This is a genomic window from Delftia sp. CH05 (genome assembly GCF_009827015.1).
Classification (GTDB): domain Bacteria; phylum Pseudomonadota; class Gammaproteobacteria; order Burkholderiales; family Burkholderiaceae_C; genus Comamonas; species Comamonas tsuruhatensis.
The window spans coordinates 1-21,785 of the sequence record NZ_WUMG01000051.1; the positions used below are offsets into that span (position 1 = coordinate 1).

At 68.5% G+C, this 21,785-nt stretch carries 11 protein-coding genes and 1 riboswitch; of the genes, 2 read left to right on the plus strand and 9 right to left on the minus strand.

Annotation, left to right across the window (positions count from 1 at the left end; all coding sequences use genetic code 11):
- Positions 1 to 5,894 (minus strand): beta strand repeat-containing protein (locus GRX31_RS25985; RefSeq protein WP_237426781.1); only part of this gene is annotated, 5,894 nt, incomplete at its 3' end.
- Positions 5,895 to 5,936: 42 nt separating this feature from the next.
- A complete protein-coding gene (locus GRX31_RS25990; RefSeq protein WP_160855553.1) occupies positions 5,937 to 6,155 on the minus strand; it encodes a hypothetical protein in 219 nt (72 codons plus the stop codon).
- Between the two features lie 389 nt (positions 6,156 to 6,544).
- A riboswitch (glycine riboswitch) is annotated at positions 6,545 to 6,655 on the plus strand.
- A 93-nt stretch (positions 6,656 to 6,748) separates the two neighbouring features.
- Here GRX31_RS25990 and GRX31_RS25995 point away from each other — a divergent pair.
- Positions 6,749 to 8,080, plus strand: a complete 1,332-nt coding sequence (locus tag GRX31_RS25995) for a D-amino acid dehydrogenase (RefSeq protein WP_160855555.1) — start codon at positions 6,749 to 6,751, stop codon at positions 8,078 to 8,080.
- Positions 8,081 to 8,121: 41 nt separating this feature from the next.
- On the opposite strand, the gene GRX31_RS26000 is transcribed toward GRX31_RS25995, so the two are convergent.
- The 4 genes from GRX31_RS26000 to GRX31_RS26015 form a co-directional block, all read right to left on the minus strand.
- Complete coding sequence (locus tag GRX31_RS26000; RefSeq protein ID WP_016450408.1) at positions 8,122 to 9,357, minus strand: FIST signal transduction protein; 1,236 nt, start codon at positions 9,355 to 9,357, stop codon at positions 8,122 to 8,124.
- An 81-nt stretch (positions 9,358 to 9,438) separates the two neighbouring features.
- Positions 9,439 to 10,383, minus strand: a complete 945-nt coding sequence (locus tag GRX31_RS26005; RefSeq protein ID WP_160855557.1) for a PhaM family polyhydroxyalkanoate granule multifunctional regulatory protein — start codon at positions 10,381 to 10,383, stop codon at positions 9,439 to 9,441.
- Positions 10,384 to 10,525: 142 nt separating this feature from the next.
- On the minus strand, positions 10,526 to 11,053 hold the full coding sequence (locus GRX31_RS26010; RefSeq protein WP_160855559.1) for a copper chaperone PCu(A)C: 528 nt from the start codon (positions 11,051 to 11,053) through the stop codon (positions 10,526 to 10,528).
- A gap of 96 nt (positions 11,054 to 11,149) precedes the next feature.
- Positions 11,150 to 11,509, minus strand: a complete 360-nt coding sequence (locus GRX31_RS26015; RefSeq protein WP_016450405.1) for a hypothetical protein — start codon at positions 11,507 to 11,509, stop codon at positions 11,150 to 11,152.
- A gap of 116 nt (positions 11,510 to 11,625) precedes the next feature.
- Here GRX31_RS26015 and GRX31_RS26020 point away from each other — a divergent pair, with 116 nt between their 5' ends.
- Positions 11,626 to 12,288, plus strand: coding sequence for a glutathione S-transferase family protein (locus GRX31_RS26020; protein ID WP_016450404.1), 663 nt, complete (start codon positions 11,626 to 11,628; stop codon positions 12,286 to 12,288).
- Positions 12,289 to 12,304: 16 nt separating this feature from the next.
- Here GRX31_RS26020 and recD read toward each other — a convergent pair whose 3' ends face one another.
- The 3 genes from recD to recC are packed head-to-tail and all read right to left on the minus strand — an operon-like array spanning position 12,305 to position 21,779.
- The gene (gene recD, locus GRX31_RS26025; RefSeq protein ID WP_160855561.1) at positions 12,305 to 14,455 is read right to left on the minus strand and encodes an exodeoxyribonuclease V subunit alpha; all 2,151 of its coding nucleotides are present in this window, start codon (positions 14,453 to 14,455) and stop codon (positions 12,305 to 12,307) included.
- Entirely contained in the window at positions 14,452 to 18,258 is a 3,807-nt protein-coding gene (gene recB, locus GRX31_RS26030) for an exodeoxyribonuclease V subunit beta (RefSeq protein WP_160855563.1), read from the minus strand. Before recB ends, recD begins: the two co-directional genes overlap by 4 nt.
- A complete protein-coding gene (gene recC / locus GRX31_RS26035; RefSeq protein ID WP_160855565.1) occupies positions 18,255 to 21,779 on the minus strand; it encodes an exodeoxyribonuclease V subunit gamma in 3,525 nt (1,174 codons plus the stop codon). The genes recB and recC overlap by 4 nt, the downstream gene beginning before the upstream one ends.
- Positions 21,780 to 21,785 lie beyond the last annotated feature (6 nt).

Here is a 21,785-nt window from a genome sequence, read left to right on the forward strand (position 1 = left end):
TCCTTGATGGTCACGCTGGTGGCGGGACCAAAGGCACTGGCCGCATTGGACACGGAGAACGCGTAGTTGAACGGCGTGCCCACAGCCAGGCTGCCGGGATTGGCCTTGGTGACCGTCAACGCAGGCGTGCCTGGCGTGACCGGAGTTACCGGTGTGGAAGCGCAGTCTGTCGTACACCCTGCCGTCGGATTGACGGGGCTGATGCCGCCCGACGGATCGTAGGAGGCCGTGTTGGTGCTCGAACCCACAGCCGTCGGAACAGCCGGCAGGTTGAAGCTGGTGCTGCCACCGGCTGCGACCGAGGTCGTGAAGTTCACCGTACACGTCAGGACGGCGCTGCCATTGCCCGCAAACGGGAAGGCGTTGGGTGTGCAGGTTGCACTGGCCACGTTTGCGCCGGTCGGCACGCCCGTGATGCTGATGCCAGCAGGCACCAGGTCCTTGATGGTCACGCTGGTGGCGGGACCGAACGCTCCAGCCGCATTCGCTACCGTGAAGGCGTAGTTGAACGCAGTCCCCACAGCCAGGCTGCCGGGGTTGGCCTTGCTGACCGTCAGCGTGGGCGAACCAGGGTTGACTGGGGTTGCGGGCGTCGACGCGCAGTCCGTCGTGCAACCTGCCGTCGGATTGACCGGACTGGTACCACCGGACGGATCATAGGAAGCCGTGTTCGTGCTCGAGCCCACAGCCGTCGGAACAGCCGGCAGGTTGAAGCTGGTGTTGCCACCGGCTGCGACCGAGGTCGTGAAGTTCACCGTGCACGTCAGGACAGTGCTGCCATTGCCCGTAAACGGGAAGGTGTTGGGCTTGGGCGAGCAGTCCACACTGGCCACGTTCGCACCTGTCGGCGCACCCGTGATGCGGATACCTGCAGGCACCAGATCCTTGATGGTCACGCTGCTGGCAGAACCGAAGGCACTCGCTGCATTCGCTACCGTAAAGGTGTAGTTGAAGGGCGAACCTACGGCCAGGCTGCCCGGGTTGGCCTTGGTGACACTGAGGTTCACCACGCTCACAAAATGAATTTGTGCGGCGCTTGGCGAATACGCGTTTGCTCCCACGGTGAACGTGCCACCCAGGGTTCCGGCAGGAATGCTGGTGGCGATGCTGTAGGTTCCACTCGCTGTGCTGGTGGCAGTGATCGAGCAGATGCCCAGAGTTGCGCCGCTTGTTCCAGTGGTGCAAGTGGCTGACGCGCCGTCCGCGCCACCGTTCAGCTTCACGCCGGGGGTACCGGCAAAGGTGACGACCTCGCCGCCCTTGGGGTTGCCACCGGCATCGCGCACATATGCTTCCACCACATCGGTTGCCGTGCCATTTGCCGCCGCGTTGTCGCTCACGACACGCAGGCCCGAATTGCTTGCCGAGGCATTGCCGGCGACAAAGGCCATCGATTGCGGGCTGTTGCCGATGGCAGTTGCACCCACCGTGGCGGCAGCCGAGTAAGTCGATGCGGTCACGCTGGTGAACGACACCGAGCAGGTCGCCGCCGCACCCGCAGTCGTGCAACTGGCGGTGGCAGGTGCCGCTCCGGCAGGCGTCACGCTGAAGTTCACGGCAACGCCGGTGACCGGATTGCCGAACGCATCCTTGGTGACCACGGAAACGACGTCCTGGCCGCCGCCGGCTGCCTGGTTGTTCACATCGACCGACATGGTCGAATTGGCGGGATCGACGGCACCTGCCGTAAAGACATAGGCAGCCGTAGCGCCGTACGTATTGCCGCCGGAGCTGACGCCGCTGCCGCTCAATGCGCCCCCCGCGATGCTTGCGCCGGAAGTGTAGGAGCCCGCGACGGTTGTCCTGGCGGTGACCTGGCAAGTACCGGCCGCATTGGTGGTGCAGGTACCGCTGAAAGTGATGTTTGCGGTGGGAGAGAACGTGACAACGCTTCCGGCCACCGGATTGCCGTTGACATCTCCCACAAACGCTTCAAGCACATCCGTCGCCGAGCCATTGGCCGTGGCCGGACTGCTGACGGTACGCACCCCCGACCTGGCGGGGTCGGCGGCATTGGCCGTGAAGTTGATCACGGCCGGACTGCCGTTTGCCACGCTCTGGGTGGTGGTGCCGTTGTTGTCCGTGGCTGTGAAGCTCGCCGCACCCGCGACGGTGGATGTCACCGTGATGGAGCAGCGCGCTGGATTCGCATTGGCCGCAATCGTGCAGGAAGTTGCCGACGGCGTGCCGGCGCCGGTATGGACAAAGCCGATGGTGTGGGCAACCGTATCGACGGTTGCATTGCCATTGGCGTCCTGCAGTGCGACGGTCACCGTGCCGGTGCTCGTACCGTCGGCCATCACCGAGAGCGGTGTGGCACTGAGCAGATTGCCACTGGCTGTATTGCTGGGCGGCCCGGCAATGAAGTTGACCGATACCGGACTGCCATTGCTCACGGCCTCTCCATTGTCCGTTGCCGTGAAACTTGCGGTGCCGACCGTGGCCGATTTCACCGTCACGGAGCAGGTGGCCGGATTGGCGTTGGCCGCGATCGTGCATGTGGGTGCGGCCGGCGTGGTCGTGCCCACGCCCGTTTTGGTGAAGACAATCGTGTGCGCCACCGTATCCGTGGCGGGATTGCCATTGGCATCGCGCAGGGTCACGCTGATCGAACTCGTGGCAGTGTTGTCTGCGACAACGCTGAGCGGACTGGCACTGATCAGGTTTCCATTCGCGCCATTGCTGGGCGAGCCGGCCGTGTAGTTCACCGCAGCCGTAGCCGTGGCGGCCGAGCCATTGATGGTGAAACCAAAGGTGCCGCTGCCGACTGCGGTAGGTGCCGTGACGGTGGCCGTGTACACCCCTGCGCTGCACGCCCCCGCGCCGACCGCGGGCGAGCCCTGTGTTCCACCGTTCAACGTGAAGGCCACCGTGTTGGCACAGGTCGCAATCGAATTGCCTGACGCATCCTTGAGCTGCGCCGTCAATGTGCTGGTTGCAGTGCCATTGGCAATGATCGAGGTCGGACTCGCAACGATGGTCGAGGCGCTGGTACTTGGCGGACCCGCCGTGTAGCTCACTGAAGCCGTAGCAACTGCGGCAGAGCCGTTGATGGTGAATCCGAAGATCCCGCTGCCGACCGCCGTGGGCGATGTGACGGTGCCCGTATAGATGCCGGCGGTACACGAGGCCGCGCCCACACTCGGCGTTCCCTGCGTTCCGCCGTTCAGGGTGAATGCCACCGTGTTCGTGCAGGTGTTGATCGGATTGCTGCTGGCATCGACCAATTGCACGCGCAGCACGCTGGTGGAGCTGCCGTTGGCCACGATCGATGTCGGTGTGGCGACTATCGTCGATGCACTCGTGCTCGGCGTTGCGGCCACATAGGAGACCGTTGCGGTGGCAACAGCCGCAGACCCGTTGATGGTGAACCCGAAGGTGCCGCTGCCGACCAGCACCGGCGATGTCACCGTCCCCGTGTACATGCCGGCACTGCAGCCCGTGACGCTGACGGCAGGAACGCCTTGCGTCCCCGCATTGAGGGTGAAGGCCACCGTATCGGTACAGGTGGTGACAAGGTTGCCTAAAGCATCCTTCAACTGCACGGCCAAGGTGCTGGTGGAGACGCCATTGGCCGCAATCGATGGCGGACTCGCGGCGATTTCAGAACCGGTCGTGCTGGCCGGCAGCCCGGTGAAGCTGTAAGCAACCGGCGAAGGCTGATAAGTCACTGCGCCAGATACCGGGCTTCCACCCAAGGGAAGATTGGAGAACGTGGCACCAGCGACTGACGACGACAAGGTCACGGGTGTGGTGAATGTTCCGGCGACACTGCTGCTGGCATTGATGGGAGACGCGCACTTTCCGCTGGAGTCGGTCGTGCAGCTGACTGCGGCGGAGCTGCCATTGAACGTGACACCTGCAGGCGGCGCTGCGAAGGTAACGGTGTCACTGCCCCCCGTCCAGGCATTGCCTTGGCCGTCAACAATGTAGACCTCCAGCAAGTCGCTGCTGCCGACAGGTTGATTGTTGGTCGTCGCCAGAACGCCGGATTTCAGGGCACAGGGAAAACCGGTGACGCTTGCCGCCGTTGAAAGCTGCGAGGTCTGGGCTCCACCGGAATTGCTGTCCGTCACTGTGACCCGCACCTGGCCGCTGAGATACGAAGGAACGGTCAGCGTTCCCGAGGCTCCGGCCATGGTCCCTGAGCCCAGATAGACCTGCGCGTCGTTGGCGCCCGCGCCGGTCGGCGACCAAAAGGCTTCCACCGTATACGGTGCCGGCTCGCTCGCATTGGCATTTGCCGTGATATTGAATGTCCAGGTGCAGGCGGCGGTGTCACTGGCGCCAACGCCAAGGGTCGGGGTCCATCCGGTTTGTCCATTGGCCGTCGTCAGCAAACTGATACCTGAGTTTGCAGCCACAGGCACAGAAAACAGCGTGTTCTGAGAAATCTTGAAGAAATCATGCGTAGTGATACGAATGGCACTTCTCGACTGGCTTGTCATCTTGTTGTTGCCAATCAACCCTGGTGCCGTACCCGCCCCACTAATATTCAACCCGTCCCCGCCGCCAGTGAAATTGTTATCGGTCACCGTCACTACCTGCGTCGTGCCTGAGGCTGCCGTATTCACCGTTGGTGCCGACACATGCATTGGCGATGAAGCGGTATAGGCGGCAATAGGCAGCGAGAAGGTATTACCCGTCACGGCAAGACCAATTCCATTGGCCAGGCTGATCGTTCCATCAACCGACACCACGGCCCTGGGCGCATTTCCACCAGTCGGGCTCAGTGCGATATTCGAATCTTTGATCGTCAATCCGTTGACGGTCATGTTCGACATGACCTGGAAGAACTGCTCGAGCTGCATTCCCCCGATAGGGTTGGGCAGATTCGTTACCGTGAAATTATCGACAACAATGTTGGAAACTGTGCCTGCACCGTTGCTTGCGGCAACGGAAATAGCCGAGCCCTTGTTATTGCCGTAATTTCCATTCCATATCGCGGAATTGATCGTGCTATTGGTAAAGAATACGTTTTGTGCGCCTTGATGAATCTCCGCGTACAGCTCGCAGTTGAACGGCGTCCCCTCTCCCGCAGGGGTTGGCGCCACATTCACCAAGCCGACGCGGTCAATGGTGACATTGTTCGCCGGGGAGCCAACGACGAATACCGCTTCGCCACAGGTCATATTGGGCGAATTGGTGAGCGTGATGTTCTTCCCACCAAGATAAAAAGTTTCCCAGGGGGAGTCCGCCCAGTTCTGGACTTGTATGACTCCCCCGAAATCGATGGTCAACGAGCCCGTGCCGGCTGGCACGGTGCCTTTGAGCCAGTACCAGGCACCACCGGCACCAGTGGTGGTGCCCGTATCGCCGCCGCTGATCATCTGGGTTTGACCACAGGCATTGGTGGCTCCCGTCACGGCGCCGGACTGGGCTCCGCTGATGAATGTATTGGCACAGCGCACGTAAACCGTCTGATTGTCGACATACGGATGGAGGTTTCCCGCCGCATCCTTGGATGTCCCGCTCTGTATGGTCCGTACCGACGTGGTCAGTGTCGGCGCAAAGACGATGGAAACATCGGCACTCGGATCCAGCGTTTGCAGCGTGTAGTTGGCTGCCTGAATGGCCGCTCGCAGCGTACATGCGCCAGCAAAGGTGCCCCCCAGCGTGCTGACACAGGTGGTTGGTGTCGTTGCATTGGCATTGGGAGCATCGCTGTTGTCGGTGACCGTGAAGACGATGGTCGCTGCCAGTGCCGTGGATGAGATACCCGCGCATGAAAGCAGCAGCAAAGAGAAAAGGCACTTCGCTGCACGCCACTTGCGAAAAAATGCCGAACCAGGCAGGCGATTGAGAGCATGCATGATATTCCCCGTTTTCTCAAGGAGATATGACAGGAAAATGATTTTCCCAATGGCAATGGCCATCAGTTGTACCCAGCGCATTTGCATCGCCGTACCTCGAATAGTTCTATTTGAATCACGAGCTCACAACTCACCTTGCAGCCGATGAGGTTGGAAGCAAAATGTTTCGCGCAGATCCTGCGCGTCAATCAAAAAAAGGCGGATTTCCATCAACGCTTGCGCGCTGCTCCACTGCCCGTTGAGCGGACACACCTTCAGTCGGGTTTGCGACGCAAAACATTCCTCCCTCGACAAACCATATTCACCGTGCTTGTATTTTTTCAGTGACGGACCAGTTTCCATGGACCCGCACCTGTGCAACGGTAAGTCGCCTATCAGACATATATACAACCCATGGTTAACCCATGCAGGTCCAATCGACCAGAACATGCACTGACAAACCACTGCACATATCGATAGACTAAATCATGTTTTTTTCTATTTCAATAGTTTTTTTTACATGAAACCAGAGACTCGTACCAGCGCTACGAGGGAGGCACTTGAGCGATCTAGGGAATACCCTGAATCAGCCACACCACATACAGGTAACTGGTGGTATCCCCAATACGACTGGAGCTGGCTGCGCAAGCCACATAGAATCGCCCCTGCAGGAGAGCAGGCGGGCGCCACGGTGCCGAGCCTCACCGAAGGCGCAAACTCCCATACACGCTCAGGTTCCGTACTGCAAACACAACATGCCGTCTGGAGAGCCGCCGCACGCAATGTGCGGCGCACCGAAGGAGCAAGCCCCGTTCCCATGGACGGCGGTGAATCTCTCAGGTACCAAGGACAGGGGGAGCGGCAGCTGCGTCACGACGGACGCCGGCTGCCTGCTATCCAGACCATAGCGGCCAGCTTTCGCGTGACCCGGCACATGCCTTTGAAAGGGCATCGTCATGCGCGTCATCGTTCTCGGAGCCGGCCTGATCGGCACCACGTCGGCCTACTATCTGCAATCCCTCGGTCATGAAGTGACCGTCATCGACCGCCAGGCAGCGCCCGGCGCCGAAACCAGTTTCGCCAACGGCGGGCAGATCTCGGTCAGCCATGCCGAGCCCTGGGCCAACCCCGGCGCACCGCTGAAGCTGCTGGGCTGGCTGGGCCGGCAGGACGCCCCCCTGCTCTTCCGCCTGCGCGCCGACATGCGCCAGTGGCTCTGGGGCCTGTCCTTCCTGCGCAACTGCACGCCCGCGCGCACGCGCCACAACATCCGGCAGATCGTTCGCCTGGGCACCTACAGCCGCGAGGCCCTGCAGCAGCTGCGGTCGGACACCGGCATCCAGTACGAGCAGCGCACGCAGGGCATCCTGCACTTCTACACGAACGCCCGCGAGTTCGAGGGCGCGCTCAAGCCCACCGAGCAGATGCAGGCCCTGGGCTGCGACCGCCGCCTGATCGATGCCGACGAAGCCGTGCGCCTGGAGCCGGCCCTGGCCCATGTGCGCGGGCAGATAGCGGGCGCCACCTATACGGTCGAGGATGAATCAGGCGACGCCAACCTCTTCACACGCGAGCTGGCGCGCATCGCCGCCGCCACGGGCGTGCAGTTCCGCCAGAGCCACCACGTGACGGCGCTGCGCACCACGGGCGCGGGCGCCAGCCGCCATATCGACCATGTGGAGGTGACCAATGCCGATGGCCGCTACGAACGCATCCAGGGCGACGCCTATGTGCTGGCCATGGGCTCGTTCAGCCCGCTGCTGGCCCAGCCGCTGGGGTTGCGCCTGCCCATCTATCCGGCCAAGGGCTACTCCGTGACCCTGCCGGTGCTGGACCCCGCCAAGGCCTATCAGGTCAGCCTCACGGACGACGAGTTCAAGCTGGTGTTCTCGCGCTACACGGGCGCGCAAGGCGACCGCCTGCGCATTGCGGGCACGGCCGAGTTCAACGGCTACGACCGCAACCTGGACCCCGTGCGCTGCGAGGCCATCGTGCGGCGCGTGCAGCAGCTGTTCCCCGGCGCCGGCGATACCGGCCGCGCCCAGTTCTGGAGCGGCCTGCGCCCCGCCACGCCCAGCAATGTGCCGCTGATCGGACGCTCGCCCATCGCCAACCTGTTCCTGAACACCGGCCACGGCACGCTGGGCTGGACCCATGCCTGCGGCTCCGGCATGGCGCTGGCCGACCTGGTCAGCGGCAGGCAGCCAGCGGTGGATTTCGATTTTCTGGGAGCCGCAGCCATGGACCCGGATCGCAGCGCAGGCACGGTGCGCCCGCGCGCGGTCTGAGGTGCAGACGGTGTGTACCGTGTGTACGGCGTGTACGACGCCTAGGCAGTGAACACCGTCAACACCCCGGCGAAGCGGTGCAGGCGGGCGTCCATGATCTCGGCTTCGGCGACGAAGCCGATCAATGGCACATCGCCCAGTGCGTGGCGCAGGGTGCGCAGTTCGGCATCGGGGCCGCCGAACAGGCCGCCGCCGCGGCCCCGGCAACTGATGTAGATGGCGCCACGGATGCGGGGCTGTGCCTCGCCTTCGGGCGCCGCCTCCTCGGGCTCCGCCGCATCGCGCAGCGCAGCGCCCAGTTGCAGCAGTTCCTGGCGCGCGACCTGGGCCTGGCGGCGGCAGAAGATCACCGAATGCCCGGCCTCCACGGCCGATGACAGGGCCACGCCCTGGCGCAGCGGGTCCAGTCCGACCAGGGTCAGCACCTGGGCCTCTTCGGTCAGCACGCCGTGGGCCAGGCCCCGGCCCGGCGGCGCAATGGCCGCCAGCGTGGTGCGGACCGTGGTCAGCGCGGGCTGCCAGTCGCTGCCTTCCAGCTCCACGCCCAGCAGTTGCAGCAGGCGCTGCAGGGCCGGATCGCCATCGAGCCCGGTGACCAGGGCCCCGCGCGCCTCGGTGATCTCCAGCCCCTCGCCCAGCGGCACGCAGCCCTGGGCCATGCCCGTGATGCAGGGCACGCCGGCACCGAAGGCCACGCCTGAAAAGCCACCACGAAAAATGCCGCGCGCGTCCGCATGCTGCGCATGCAGATCCTCGGTACGGCAGGCGATCTGCACGCCCTCCACGCCATCTTCCCCGTCATCGCCCACGCCGCCGAACAGCAGGCCGGACTCGGTGCGCTCGGACAGCTCGTACAGCAGCTCGGCCAGCTCGGGCTGGCCGCCTGCGGCATGGACCAGGGCCGAATGGGCGGTGAAGCCGGCCTCGCCGCCAGGCGCATGCAGGGGCGCCAGGCCCGAATACAGGCGGTAGTGGGCGGCCGGTACATCCAGCAGCATCACCGCGAGCGCGGTTCCTGACAGGTACTCATGCGACATGGCCAGAACGCCGCCGGCCGAGCAGCCGGCCCAGTCCGCCACATGGGGCAGGGCCCTGGCCAGATGCTGCAGCAGCGGCCGTGCGTGGGCGGCATGCGCATGGGACAGGTACACCAGTCCCAGACGGGGCCGCTGCGCGTGGCCGGGCCCGGCCATCTGCAAGCGCAGCTGCTGCAGCACCGCGTCGGCCGCGGCGCGCCAGTCGGAATGGCTGGCATGGCCTACAGGAAACAACGACATACCAACCTTCTTTCTAGCCCCGCCAGCACCCGGCTTGCGGGTGGCTGGGGCCTTGCGCATCCATGGGTCCGGCCCGATCGGTCAACGCGCCGGCCGGCTCTTGGCTGCCGGCTTGCTGGCGGCCGGCGCCTTGGCTCCAGCCTTTGCAGCGGTTTTCCTGGCAGCCGCTTTGGCGGGAGCCTTGGCAGCGGTCCTGGGGGCTTCGGCCTGCGCCGCAGCCTTGGCCGCCGGCTTCGCGGACGGCGCCTTGGCAGGGGAGACCGCCGCCGCCTTGCCCGCCTGCGCAGCAAAGGCGCTGGCCTGTGCCGCCATGCGGTCCATGGTGGCCTTGGCCAGGTCACCGGCCATGCCGGTGGCGCGCTGGGCGGCCGCCACGGCCTCCGGGGCCATGGGCTCGGCCATGGCCTTGGCGGCGATCTGCTGGAATTGCTGGGTCAACGCGCCCCACCACTGCATGGCCTGGCCCATGGCGGCGGCCTGGGCGGACTCGTCCTTGGGCGCCGCAGTCTCCGCGGCTGCGGGTCTGTCGGCGGCCTTGGCCGCCTCGGGGGCTGCAGGCGGCGCGGCAGCGGCCTGTGCGGGCTCGGGCTGCGGCTTTTCCTTCTTGCTCGCCCGGCTGGCGGCCGAGGACATGGGCCAGTCCGAAAGGTCGCCCTGCCCCGCGCTGGCGGCGCCCTTGGCCGCGGCGGTGGCCGCGGCGGTTGCGGCTGCAGGGAACTGGAAGGCCTGCGCCAGCTCGCCCATGCTGACGTTCATGCCCTGCAAGGTGGACAGCGTCATGCGCTGCACTTCCAGGGCCTGGATGGTGGCGGCCAGCGCCTTGCCGTTCTGGTCGAGCCAGAACTGCACGGCCTTGAGTTCGGTGATGCGCTTGTCCACCTCTTCGATGCTCACCGTGGGCGCCACCCATTCGGGCAGGCGCCCCAGGGGCCGGGCGGTGGCCGATCCTGCACTCTGGGCCAGGCCCTGCAGGAAGTCGAAACCGGGGATGAACTTGCCGAAACCGAAGGAGGACGCATCACTCATGGCAGCACTCGCTAGGACTGGGTTGGAAGAACATGCCGGTGAAGCACACCGGCCATGCGCTCAGCTTAACCCAGGCACACGCCAAGTCCATCGCAAGTCATGCACGGCCCGCTGCGCACAAACCCGGTGGATGACAAAAAGCTCAGTGGGAGTGGCCGGCATGTCCGCCGTGTCCGCCATGCGCGCCGCCCTGCGCAGCCGATGCCGCACCTGCGCCGGGCGCCATGGCGCGCACGGGGACCTGCAGGCTCAGGCGCGAGGTCTCGCCCTTGGCGTCCTTGAACACCAGGGTGATGGGTACCTGACTGTCCTTGAGCAGCGGGCTCTTGAGCTGCTGCAGCATGACGTGGTAGCCGCCGGGCTTCAGGTCCACGGCCACGCCCTTGGGCAGGTCCAGGCCGTCGATGGCGCGCATGCGCATCACATCGCCTTCCATCTTCATTTCATGCACCTCGGCCACGCCGGCGGCGGGCGACTCCACGCCCACCAGGCGCAGCGGCTCCTCGGCCGTCAGGCGCATGAAGGCGCCCGTGGCCTGCTGGCCCGGCACGCTGGCACGCGCCCAGGCGGCGTCGGCCTTGACATGGGCCGCATCGGCATGGGCATGGGCCAGGCCCATGGACAGGGAGGCGGCGATCAGGAAAGAGGTGGTCCATTGACGCAGTGTCATCACGGTTTCTCCAGAAATTTCAATGCATTGCGGCACGGTCTTCGTGCCTTGCAAAAAGGGTTGGCCAAGCGAAGGAAGCGGGAGTGAATCCGGGAGTCACCGGGGCGGTGCGCGGGCCTGGGGCAGGGCCGGCATGGCCACGCTGTGGACGGAGGCCGGGTGCGCCCGTGGCTGCGCATCTGCCACCAGCGGTGCCGGGGCCGCACTGCACCGGGCGGGCGGCGGCGCCAGCGGGGGCAGGCACAGCGGGCAGTCGATGCCGTGGCTGCCGGCAAGGGCATCGTCCTGACCGGCTGGCGAGGGCACCCAGACCGATTCGCCAGCGGCCGAGCACAGGCGCTCCCAGCCCGAGGCGCGCGCCAGCGGCGCAAACGCCGAAGCCAGCGCCACGCACAGCCACAGGCCCAGCGCCCAGCGGGCGCAGGCAGCCAAGGTGGAGGGCAGGCGAAGCGGCATGGCGCCATTCTAGGGGTCTGCCCCAGGACGTCATGTCCGTGACCCCGCCAGGCCCTGCCCGCCCCTACCATCGCAGGCGCATCCCCCAGCCCTCACCAACACCCTAGGAGACACCCATGCTCACCCTGTGCGGATTCGCGGCCAGCAACTACTACAACAAGGTCAAGCTGGCCCTGCTGGAAAAGCAGCTGCCCTTCAACGAGGAACTGGCCTGGCTGGGAGAGACCGACATGGCGCTTTCTCCGCTGGGCAAGGTGCCCTACCTGCGCATCGACGACGGCCGGGGCCTGTGCGAGTCGGCCGCCATGGTCGAGTACGTGGAGACGCTGTCGCCCTCGCCGGCCCTGCTGCCGGCCGACGCCTTCGAGGCCGCCAAGGTGCGCGAGCTGTGCGTGTACCTGGACCTGCACCTGGAGCTGGTGGCGCGCATCCTCTACCCGCAGGCTTTCTTCGGCGGCCAGGTCAGCGACTCCACCCGGGAGCGCACGCTGGCCCAGCTCGACAAGAACGTGGCGGCCTTCGCCAAACTCGCGCGTTTCTCCCCCTTTGTGGCGGGCGACAGCTTCACGCTGGCCGACTGCTGCGCCATCGTCCACCTGCCCCTGGTCAGCGCGGCCAGCAAGATCGTTGGCGGGCGCGACGTTCTGGCCGACCTGCCCGTGCGCGAGTACCTGGCACGCATGGCCGAGCGGCCCACGGTGCAGCAGGTCAATGCCGACCGCAAGACCAATACGGCGCTGATGATGGCCCGCTACGCCAGCGACAAGACCCCGGCCTGAGGCGCGGGGCCTTCACTCACTCCTGCAGCCAGCGCAGCAGCCCGCTGGCGCGCTGCGTGGGGCTGCCAACGGCCGAGGCCAGCAGGCCCGGCACCTCGGAGAACAGCGAGAAGGCCTGGCGGGCGCGCGTGATGCCGGTGTAGACCAGCTCGCGCCCCAGCACGCTGCCGCCGCGCGAGGGCAGCACCAGGGCGGTGTGCTCGAACTCCGAGCCCTGGCTTTTGTGCACCGTCATGGCGAAGGCGGTCTCCACATGGGCCATGCGGCTGACGCCGACCGAGCGCAATTCGTCGCCCTGCAGGAAGTAGACGCGCAGCAGTTGCCCTGGCTGCCCCTGGTGCGCTCCCGGCAGCGCAATGCCGATGTCGCCGTTGAACACGCCCAGCTGCGCATCGTTGCGCGTGACCATGACGGGACGGCCCGCATACCATTCGCCGCCCCGGCGGATCACGCCCTGCGCATCCAGAGCCTGCTCCACCGCGCGGTTGAGGCCGGACACGCCCCAATCGCCCTCGCGCACGGCGCACAGCAGCCGGAAGCGCTCGAAGGCCTGCAGCACAGCGACCACCCAGGCTCGGTGCGCTGCCTCGTCGGCGCCGGCCGCATCCGGCCGGCCCTGCAGCGCCTGGGCATAGAGGGCATAGCTGGCAAGACCGCCGCGCCCGTGCACGGCCAGTTCGGTCACGGCGTGCACGCCGCCGCCATGGCGTTCCCACAGCTCGGAACCTGCGCCGGCTTGCGTGCCGGCATCGAGCAGGGCCTGGGCCTTCACCGCCTCACCGGCATTCACGGCGTGTGCCAGCTGGCCGATGGGGCCCCCGAAGCGCCGGCTCTCGCGCAGCATGACGGTGTGCTGCGCCAGCGCTGGCGCACGATCGCCGTCGGGCGCCGCGAACTGCGGCGGCAGCCGCTGGCCGGCCACGCGCAGTGCGTAGTCCAGCGTGTCGGGCAGGTAGCGCCCGGCCTGGGCATCGCGGCACAGGTCGCCCAGCACGGCGCCCGCCTCCACCGAAGCCAGTTGGTCCTTGTCGCCCAGCAGCACCAGGCGGGCGCCGGCCGGCAGTGCCTCCAGCAGCGCCGCCATCATCTCCAGGTGGACCATGGAGGCCTCATCGACGATGAGCACGTCCACGTCCAGCTGCCGCCCCGCATGGAACCCCCAGTGCCGCGTATCGGGCCGCGCGCCCAGCATGGAGTGCAGGGTGCGCGCCGCACCCATGCGCTGCACCAGGCCCGCCAGGTCGATCTCGCCGCCCATGCTGCCCTGCAATTGCAGCAAGGCCCCGTCGATCGATTGCTTCAGGCGCGCGGCGGCCTTGCCCGTGGGCGCGGCCAGGGCCACGCGCAACTGGCCGGCATCGGGCGCCGTGGCAAACAGCAGGGCCAGCAGCCGCGCGGCGGTATAGGTCTTGCCGGTGCCGGGGCCGCCCGTGATCACCGACAGCCGGCCGCGCAGCGCCAGCGCGCAGGCCAGCTTCTGCCAGTCCACGGCGCCACCGTCCGCCGCAGGCGGGAACAGGCGGTCCAGCCAGTGGCGGGCCAGGGCTTCGTCCAGCGGCTGGCCGGCCACGGCCTGCGCCGCCGTGCGCTGGATGACGTGGGCGGCCACGGCGCGTTCGTAGTCCCAGTAGCGGCGCAGGTACAGCAGCGGCGCGGGGCCGTCTGCGCCGGCCAGCACCAGGGGCTGGCCGAGGTCCTCGCTGCCATCCTGTCCATCTACCTGCTCCCCGTGCACCACGCGCACCACGGGGCTGGCGCTCAGCGCCGCAACCCAGCCGGACAGGCGCGCAGGCAGCATCTGCCACAGGGCCTGCTGCGCGGGCAGCGCATCGGCCGGCCAGGCCAGCACGTCGTTGGGGTGGCCGGCCAGCGGCGCCAGGGGCAGGCAGCTGTGGCCGCGCCCCTCCATCTGCGCCAGCAGTGCGGCGGCCACCAGCAAGGCGGGCCCGGCCTGCGCATCCTGCCCGGCGACGAAGGAGGCCAGCGCCGCATCCAGCCGGCGCAGCAGGCCCGCGTCGGCCCAGCGGCGCAGCAGGGCCAGCACCTCATTGGTGTCTGGCGGCTCGGCGCCCGGCGGTTTGCCGCCCAGCGATGCGTCGCCCGGCGGTTCATCGAACAGGTCCAGCGTGGCCGTATCGACGGTCCGCGAACGGGGGCGCGGGCTCATGGCGGCTCCTGCATATCGGCGCGGCCGGGACCGAGCAGTTCATCGAGCGCATCGAGCAAGGGCAGCTCGGGCGCCATGGCATGCATGCCACCGGCCGGGCCATCGATGCCGCGCAGAAAGTAGTACAGCGCGCCGCCCAGCTGGCGCTGCGGCTCGTAGGCCGTGCCCAGCCGGCTGCGCAGCAGCCGGTGCAGGGCCAGCAGGTAGAGGGCGGCCTGCACGTCGTAGCGGTGGTGGAGCATGGCGCGGGCCAAGGCCTCCTGGCCGTAGGCGGTGCCGTCCGGGCCCAGGTGGTTGCTCTTGTAGTCAAGCACCCAGTAGCGGCCCTCGTGGCAGAACACCAGGTCGGCAAAGCCCATGAGCATGCCGTGCAGCGAGCGCTGGGGCAGCGCGGGCCGCTCCTGCCCCGGCAGGATGAAGCGCCGGCACAGCTGGTCGATGCGCTCGGCCGGCAGCTGGCGCGCGGGCAGCCAGAACTCCATCTCGGACAGTTGCGGCCCCAGCGTGGCCAGCGTCACATCCAGCGGCGCCAGCGGCTGGTGGACCACGGCCGTGAGCCAGGCCAGCAGGTCGCGCGCCTGCTCGCCCCGGCCCGCGCGCTCGCAGCGGCGCACCAGGCGATCAGCGAGCGCACCCTGGCCGTCCACGGGCAGGGCAAAGTCTTCGCCGCCCAGCCATTCCAGCTGGTCGTGCACGAAGTTGCCGACCACGGGGCCGCGCAAAAAGCGGTGCCAGACCGCAGGCCCGCCGGCCGGTCCATTCTGCAGGGGCTGCAGGCCCGCCAGGCCGGCGATGTCCGCCAGTTCCGGCGATGGCGGCGGCTCCAGCGCCTGCTCATCCTCGGCCGGTCGCTGCACGGCCACGGGCAGCACGGGCAGGCTGGGCGCGGCCATGGCACGCACCAGGGCAGAGAAGCTGCCGATGCCCCAGCGGGTGTCGAAGCGCGCGTCGTAGGGCCGGGCATCGTGCAGCGGCGTGGCAGCGTCCGGCGGCTGCCAGCGCGTGCGCTGCAGCGGCTCGGCGTCCAGATCGCGCCAGGCCATGTGCGGGTCTTCTCCGCACAGCTGTCGCAGGCCGTCAAGCCAGCCCTGGGCCGAGCGCGGCTCGGTGCCGCCCAGCAGGTAGCCGGCGGCGCCCTGCTCGTTCACGCAGGCCTTGCCGTTGCCGCGCCTGAGCGGGGCCAAGCCCAGCCACAGCGCATGGCGCGGGCGGGTGAGCGCCACGTAGAACAGGCGCAGGTCCTCGCGCAGCCGCTCGCGGTCGGCCTGGGCCAGGTCTTCGTCGCTGAAGTCCAGCAGCAATCGGCGGGCCGGGGCGGCATCGTCTTCCACCCCCTCCTGCGCGGACAGGGTCAGGAACGGCGTCCTGGCCCGCTCCATGGGGCGGAAGCTGCCTGCGAACGGCAGGCAGACCAGCGGGTACTCCAGGCCCTTGCTCTTGTGCACAGTGACGATCTTGACCAGGTCGGCATCGCTTTCCAGGCGCACCACCTGCTCTTCGCTGCCGCTGCCCGGCGCCTCGATCTGGGTGGCCAGCCAGCGGATGAGGGCCTGCTCGCCCTCCAGCTGGGCGCTGGCGGTCTGCAGCAGCTCGGCCAGGTGCAGGTAGTTGGTCAGGCGCCGCTCGCCGCCCAGGGCCGGGTCCTGCAGCCAGCGCGCGGGCAGGTCCAGCCGGTACAGGGTCTGGCGCAGCATGGCCAGCACGCCCAGGCGCAGCCAGATGCTGTGCAGTTCGCGCAGCTGCTCGCTGCGCGCGTCAAAGGCTTCCTCGTCGGCGGCCAGCCAGGCCAGCTCGTCCAGCGACAGGCCGATGAGCCGCGTGGCCAGGCTCGCGCGCACGGCCTGGGCATCCAGCGGCGCGGCGACGGCGCGCAGCCAGTACAGCAGGTCATGGGCCTCATCGCTGGCGAACACCGAATCCTGGTCCGACAGGTAGACCGAGGCCACGGCGCGCGCCTGCAGTTCTCGGCGCACGGCGGCCGCCTCCCGGCCCGTGCGCACCAGTACGGCGATGTCGGCAGGCCGCAGGCGCACAAGGCGGCCATCGGGCTGCACAAAGCCGGCCTGCGGGTCGGCCAGCCACTGCACGATCTGCTCGGCGCAATGGGCCGCAAAGCGCCGCCGTACCTCGTCGGCCGACAAAGGCAGGGGGATGCCGGTGTCCTCGTCACGGCCCGCGCTCCAGGCCACGGTGAGGGCGGGCATGGCGCCGTCGCGCGTGTGCAGTTGCTCGCTGCGCCCCTGGGCGGCCACGGGCTCGAACGGCAGCGGGTTGTGGCTGCCGCGCCGGAACATGAAGGCGCCCTCGCCCGGCCGCTGCTCGGCCTGCGCGAACCAATGGTTGACGGCACCCACCAGCGCCTGGGTGGAGCGGTAGTTGGTGCCCAGCACGTAGTGGCGCCCCTCGGTGGCGCGGCGCGCCTGCAGGTAGCTGTGGATGTCGGCGCCGCGAAAGCCGTAGATGGACTGCTTGGGGTCGCCGATCAGCAGCAGGGCGCTGTGCGGGTCGTTGGCCGCCGTGCGGTAGATCTGATCGAACAGGCGGTACTGCAGCGGCGAGGTGTCCTGGAATTCATCGATCAGCGCCACCGGATACTGGGCCAGGATGCGCTCACGCAGCACGGCGCCGTTGTCGCCGGCCAGGGCCGTGTCCAGGCGCTGCAGCATGTCGGCAAAGCCGAAGCTGCCGGCCTGGCGCTTGAGGTGGGCCAGCCGCTGCGCCACGCGCGCGGCCGCATGCAGGCGTACGGCCACGCTGACGGGCGGCAATTGCTCCAGCTGCACCAGCAGCGCCTGCAGCTCGGCCAGCTCCAGCGGCATGAGCACATCGCCGGCCGACCCCTTGAAGGCCTCGGCCAGGCCTTCGGGGCTGAGGCGGTGGCGCGCGGCCTCGGTCAGCGCCAGCGGACCGTCCAGCGGGGCGCGCGACCAGTCGGCCAGCGCGGCCAGCCAGCCGGTGTAGCGCGCGGGCTGCAGCTTGCGCTTGTCCCACAACGCACCCTGCCCGTCGAGCTGCCCATCCAGCCACCGCTGCAGGCGCTGGGCCTTGTCGTCCCAGCCGGCGGCCAGGGCCAGCAGGCGGCTGCGGCGCTGTTCCATGGCGCGCTGCAGACATTCGGCCAGGCTGCCCTCGCCCGCACCGGGCACGGGGGGCTCGCGCAGCAGGGCGCGCATGTCATCGACCAGGGCGCCGACGTGGGGCCAGATCTTCAGGACCTCGTCCAGCAGCTCGTCGGACAGCGGGTAGCACTGCTGGCGCCAGTAGTCCTGCGCGGCCTCGGTCTGTCGCTGGCTTTCGTCAGGCTCCAGCGTTTCGTCGAAGAGGTTGCCGCTGTCGAAGGCATGCTCGCGCAGCATGCGCTGGCACCAGGCGTCGATGGTGTGGATGGCCGCGTCGTCCATGCATTCGGCGGCCATGGCCAGGCGCCAGGCCGCGCGTTCACGGGCCGCGCCTTCAGGGTAGGCCTCGCGCAGCGCGTGCAGGAAGGCGTCGTGGGGCGCGGGCTCGGCCTCGCCGCGAAAGCACTGCACGGCCTCGATCAGGCGCCTGCGTATGCGGTCGGACAGCTCGCGCGTGGCCGCGCGCGTGAAGGTCATGACGAGGATATCGGGCGGCATCAGCGGGCGCTCGAAGGCCGTGCTGCACTCGCCATGCCCCAGCACCAGGCGCAGGTAGAGCGCGGCGATGGTCCAGGTCTTGCCGGTGCCGGCGCTGGCCTCGATCAGGCGGCTGCCCCACAGCGGGAAGCGCTGTGCGTCGAGCACATGGCCGGTCACGCCGCCGGTCACTTCGCTGGTGCTCATGGTGCATCCGCCTGGTAGGGCTGGACCTGCACCTGCGCGGCCACCCAGTCGAGCAGCGGCGCGTGGGCGGCATGGGCCAGGGCCTCGAAACGGCCATCGGCGCTCAGCTGTTCGAAATCCGGGTAGCAGCGTGCCCAGGACGGGTCCTCGCCTTCGCCGCCGACCAGATGGCCGCCCTCATAGGCCTGCTGGGCCGCAGCGGGAAAGCCTTCGGCCATGGCCAGGCCGCTGCGCAGCGGCAAAGGCAGCGGGCCGTTCTGGCCTTCGCGCCACAGGGCCATCAATGCACGCAGCCGTGCCAGAGCGTCGGAGGGGTCCATGGGCAGGACCTGCACCAGGCCGTCGCGCGCCACCACGCGCAACTCGGCCTGCGAGCCGCTGGCGGCCAGCGCCAGGCTGCGCAGGTAGACCGGCATGAGCTTGTCGGCATGGGGCCTGCCCTTGGCATTGAGCAGGTTGCGCGGGTCCAGCAGCAGCCAGCACTGTGCGTCGTCCGCATCGGGGGACTCTTCGGTTTCGCAGGACTGGCGCAGCCCGTCGATCCAGTCGTCGAACACCAGGCCATCGTCCTCGATCAGCAGCCGCCTGCGCGGCGCGGGATGGGCATACCGATCCAGTTGCTGGCGCCAGGCCCGCAGCGAAGGCGTGACCGAGGACTGCAGCGCCCGCGCGCCGCGCTCGCCCAGCCCCGCCAGAGGCAGCCGCCCCGAGCGCGTGAGGCGCGCGACGGCGGCGCGCACGCTGTCTTCCATGGCCTGGGGCGCCTGCCCGGGCTCGTCCAGGCCGGCCGCCACCTGCTGCTGCAACTGCTGCACCAGCAAGTATTCGGTCAGGCCGTCGAGCTGGAACAGCTCCTCGTCCACCACGGGGTTGTCCTCCTGCTCGAAGCGCACCTGCAGGCGCTGGCGCAGGTAGGCGCGCGCCGGGTGGCGCAGGAAATCGGTGAGCCGGGCCAGCGTCAGCGGCGCCGAGGCGTCGGGGACAAAGGGCGGGCGTGGCTGCGCGGGCAGCGGAGGCAACGCGTCCGTGCCGTCAGACTGCGCATGCGCGGCCCGCCATTCGCGCGCATACGTGGTCCAGGGCGAACCTTCTTCGAAATAGCGGCGGCTGAAGGGCTGCAGCGGGTGCTGCTGCGTGCGCTGCGCCAGCAGCGGCTGGCCGCCTTCGCCGCGCCAGCCGGCCTCCAGGTAGTCGCGCAGCTGGGAGACCAGGACCGAGGGCGGCTGCTCGCTGTTGTCGCGCACATGGTGGCCGGTCCAGCTGATGTAGAGCGCGCGGCGCGCGGACAGCAGGGCTTCGAGCATGAGCTGGCGGTCATCGTCGCGGCGCGCGCGGTCGCCGGGGCGCTGCTGGCCGGGCAGCGCCATCAGGTCGAAGTCGCTGCGCGTGGCGCGGCGCGGATAGTCGCCATCGTTCATGCCCAGCAGGCAGACCACCTCGAAGGGAATGGCGCGCATGGGCATCAGCGTGCAAAAGGTCACGCCACCGGCGCGAAAGCGCTGCGACAGCGAGGGCTGCTCCAGCGCCTGCATCCAGGCCTCCTGGGCCACGCCCAGTTCCACGGCCTGCGCATAGCCGGCCTGCTCGCAGGCGCGCTGCCAGTCCGTGAGGGCGGCGTCCAGTGCGGCCAGCATGGCCTCGTCCTCATCGTCCTGCGCCTTGAAGAAGTCCTGCAGCAGCGCGCGAAAGCGCTGCGCCCAGGCCTCGGGCATGGCGGGCTGCTCGGCCTCGCGCCACCACGCCAGCATGCGCTCCAGCAGCGCGGCCAGCACGCCGGCCAGCTCGGCCGACAGGCCGCCCACCTCGTCATAGGGCTCGATGCCGCCGAAGGCCTGGCCGTCCTGCGCCACGCCGCTGGCATAGCCCAGCAGCATGCGCTGCAGGCCGAACCAGGCGCTGTTGTGCTCGCCGCAGGCCTGCAGGCCCAGGGCGCCGCGCTGCGGCGCATTGAGTCCCCAGCGGATGCCGGCCCCGGCCATCCAGCGCGTGAGCTGGGGCAGGTCGTCGGCCGCCAGACCCATGCGCGCGGCAATCGCTGGGACGTCCAGCAGGTCGCACAGCTCGCTGAGCCGGCAGCGCTGCTGCGGCAGGCGCAGCAGCCATTGCAGGGCCACGGCCAGCGGGCTGCTGGCGCGTGCGCCCAGGTCGGCAATGTCAAAGGGAATGTGGCGCGGATCATGCCTGCCGTACTGGCCGAACACGGCGCGTATCGAGGGCGCGGCGGTCTCTATGGACGGCAGCATGACTACGACGTCACGCGGTGCCAGCGGTGCCGGCCCCGGCTGCCCGGGATCCGGGGGCCGGGCCAGCATCTGCAGCAGCTGGTCGTGCAGCACTTCCAGCTCGCGCACCACGCTGTGCGCGCTGTGGAACACGATGGAGCGGTCGGCCCGCGCCACCTCCAGCGGCGGGTGCTCGGCCAGCGGCACCAGGTCGCGGATGCGCTGCTGCACCTGGGCCAGCAGCGGCGCGGTGCGCAGGTCCTCGGCATCGGTTTCGTCGAACAGGTCCACGCGCGGCATCTGCAGCTGGGCTGCGGCACCCGTGGTGTCGAAGGCGTCGAGCTGGCGCACATAGTCGCGGCTTTGCCGGCCCCAGGCGGCCAGCAGCGGATGGGCGTGGGCATGCATGGCCTCCAGCGGCAACTGCGCCAGGTCGCGGCCGCCGCGCAGCGGCTGGCGGCGCCGCGCCATGCGCAGCAGCTCGCGCCCGTCGATGGCGTCGGCCCAATGGAAACGGCAGGGATTGGGCACGGCCAGCAGCACCTGGCTGTGGCGGGCAATGGCGGCCAGGAACTCCAGCAGGCTCAGCGGCAGCTGGCTGATGCCGAACACCACCACGCGGCGAGCCAGCGGCGCGGCCGGCGCTTCGCCCGACTGCAGCGCGGCCAGAACCCGTCCCTGCAGGCGCGCGCGCGTGGCGCCGCGCTGGTCCTCGTCCAGCTCGGCCAGCACGGCGCGCCACAGGCGCGGCTGCCACAGCTGGCCTTCGGGCACCGAGGCGTCCGCCACACCAGGGCGCAAGGGCATGGGCAGCACGTCATGCCCGGCCTCCCAGGCGTCCAGCCAGTCGGCGCGGTAGATCTGGTATTGGTCGAAAAGGTCGGCCAGGCGCTGGGCCAGCTGCAGCAGCCGCTCGGGCTCGCCGGGGCGCAGAAAGCCTGCAATGGGGGCGAAGGCCGGGTCATGCAGGCACTGCGGCAGCAGGCGCATCAGCCGCCAGGTCATGGGTGTCTTGTCCAGCGGCGATTCGCGCGGCACGGCCTGGCGGCCCAGCACCTGGCGGTAGCTGCGCCAGACAAAGCGCGCGGGCAGTTCCACGCGCGCGGCGGCGCACACGCCCAGCTGCTCGGCCATGCGCATCTTGAACCACTCGGCCATGCCGTTGCTCTGCACCAGCACCACCTCCGGCTCCAGCACGTCCAGCGGGTGCGCAGCCAGCCATGCCAGCACCGTATCGGCCAGCACCTCCGTCTGATTACCGTGCAGGGCGATCAAGCCCGGCTGCCAATGCGATGCCACCTCTGC

What these genes read in the sequence shown, in the direction of transcription:
- GRX31_RS25990 (WP_160855553.1), bottom strand. Translation starts at nt 6,155, where the DNA reads ATGGAAACTGGTCCGTCACTGAAAAAATACAAGCACGGTGAATATGGT.
- GRX31_RS25995 (WP_160855555.1), top strand. Translation starts at nt 6,749, where the DNA reads ATGCGCGTCATCGTTCTCGGAGCCGGCCTGATCGGCACCACGTCGGCC.
- GRX31_RS26000 (WP_016450408.1), bottom strand. Translation starts at nt 9,357, where the DNA reads ATGTCGTTGTTTCCTGTAGGCCATGCCAGCCATTCCGACTGGCGCGCC.
- GRX31_RS26005 (WP_160855557.1), bottom strand. Translation starts at nt 10,383, where the DNA reads ATGAGTGATGCGTCCTCCTTCGGTTTCGGCAAGTTCATCCCCGGTTTC.
- GRX31_RS26010 (WP_160855559.1), bottom strand. Translation starts at nt 11,053, where the DNA reads ATGACACTGCGTCAATGGACCACCTCTTTCCTGATCGCCGCCTCCCTG.
- GRX31_RS26015 (WP_016450405.1), bottom strand. Translation starts at nt 11,509, where the DNA reads ATGCCGCTTCGCCTGCCCTCCACCTTGGCTGCCTGCGCCCGCTGGGCG.
- GRX31_RS26020 (WP_016450404.1), top strand. Translation starts at nt 11,626, where the DNA reads ATGCTCACCCTGTGCGGATTCGCGGCCAGCAACTACTACAACAAGGTC.
- recD (WP_160855561.1), bottom strand. Translation starts at nt 14,455, where the DNA reads ATGAGCCCGCGCCCCCGTTCGCGGACCGTCGATACGGCCACGCTGGAC.
- recB (WP_160855563.1), bottom strand. Translation starts at nt 18,258, where the DNA reads ATGAGCACCAGCGAAGTGACCGGCGGCGTGACCGGCCATGTGCTCGAC.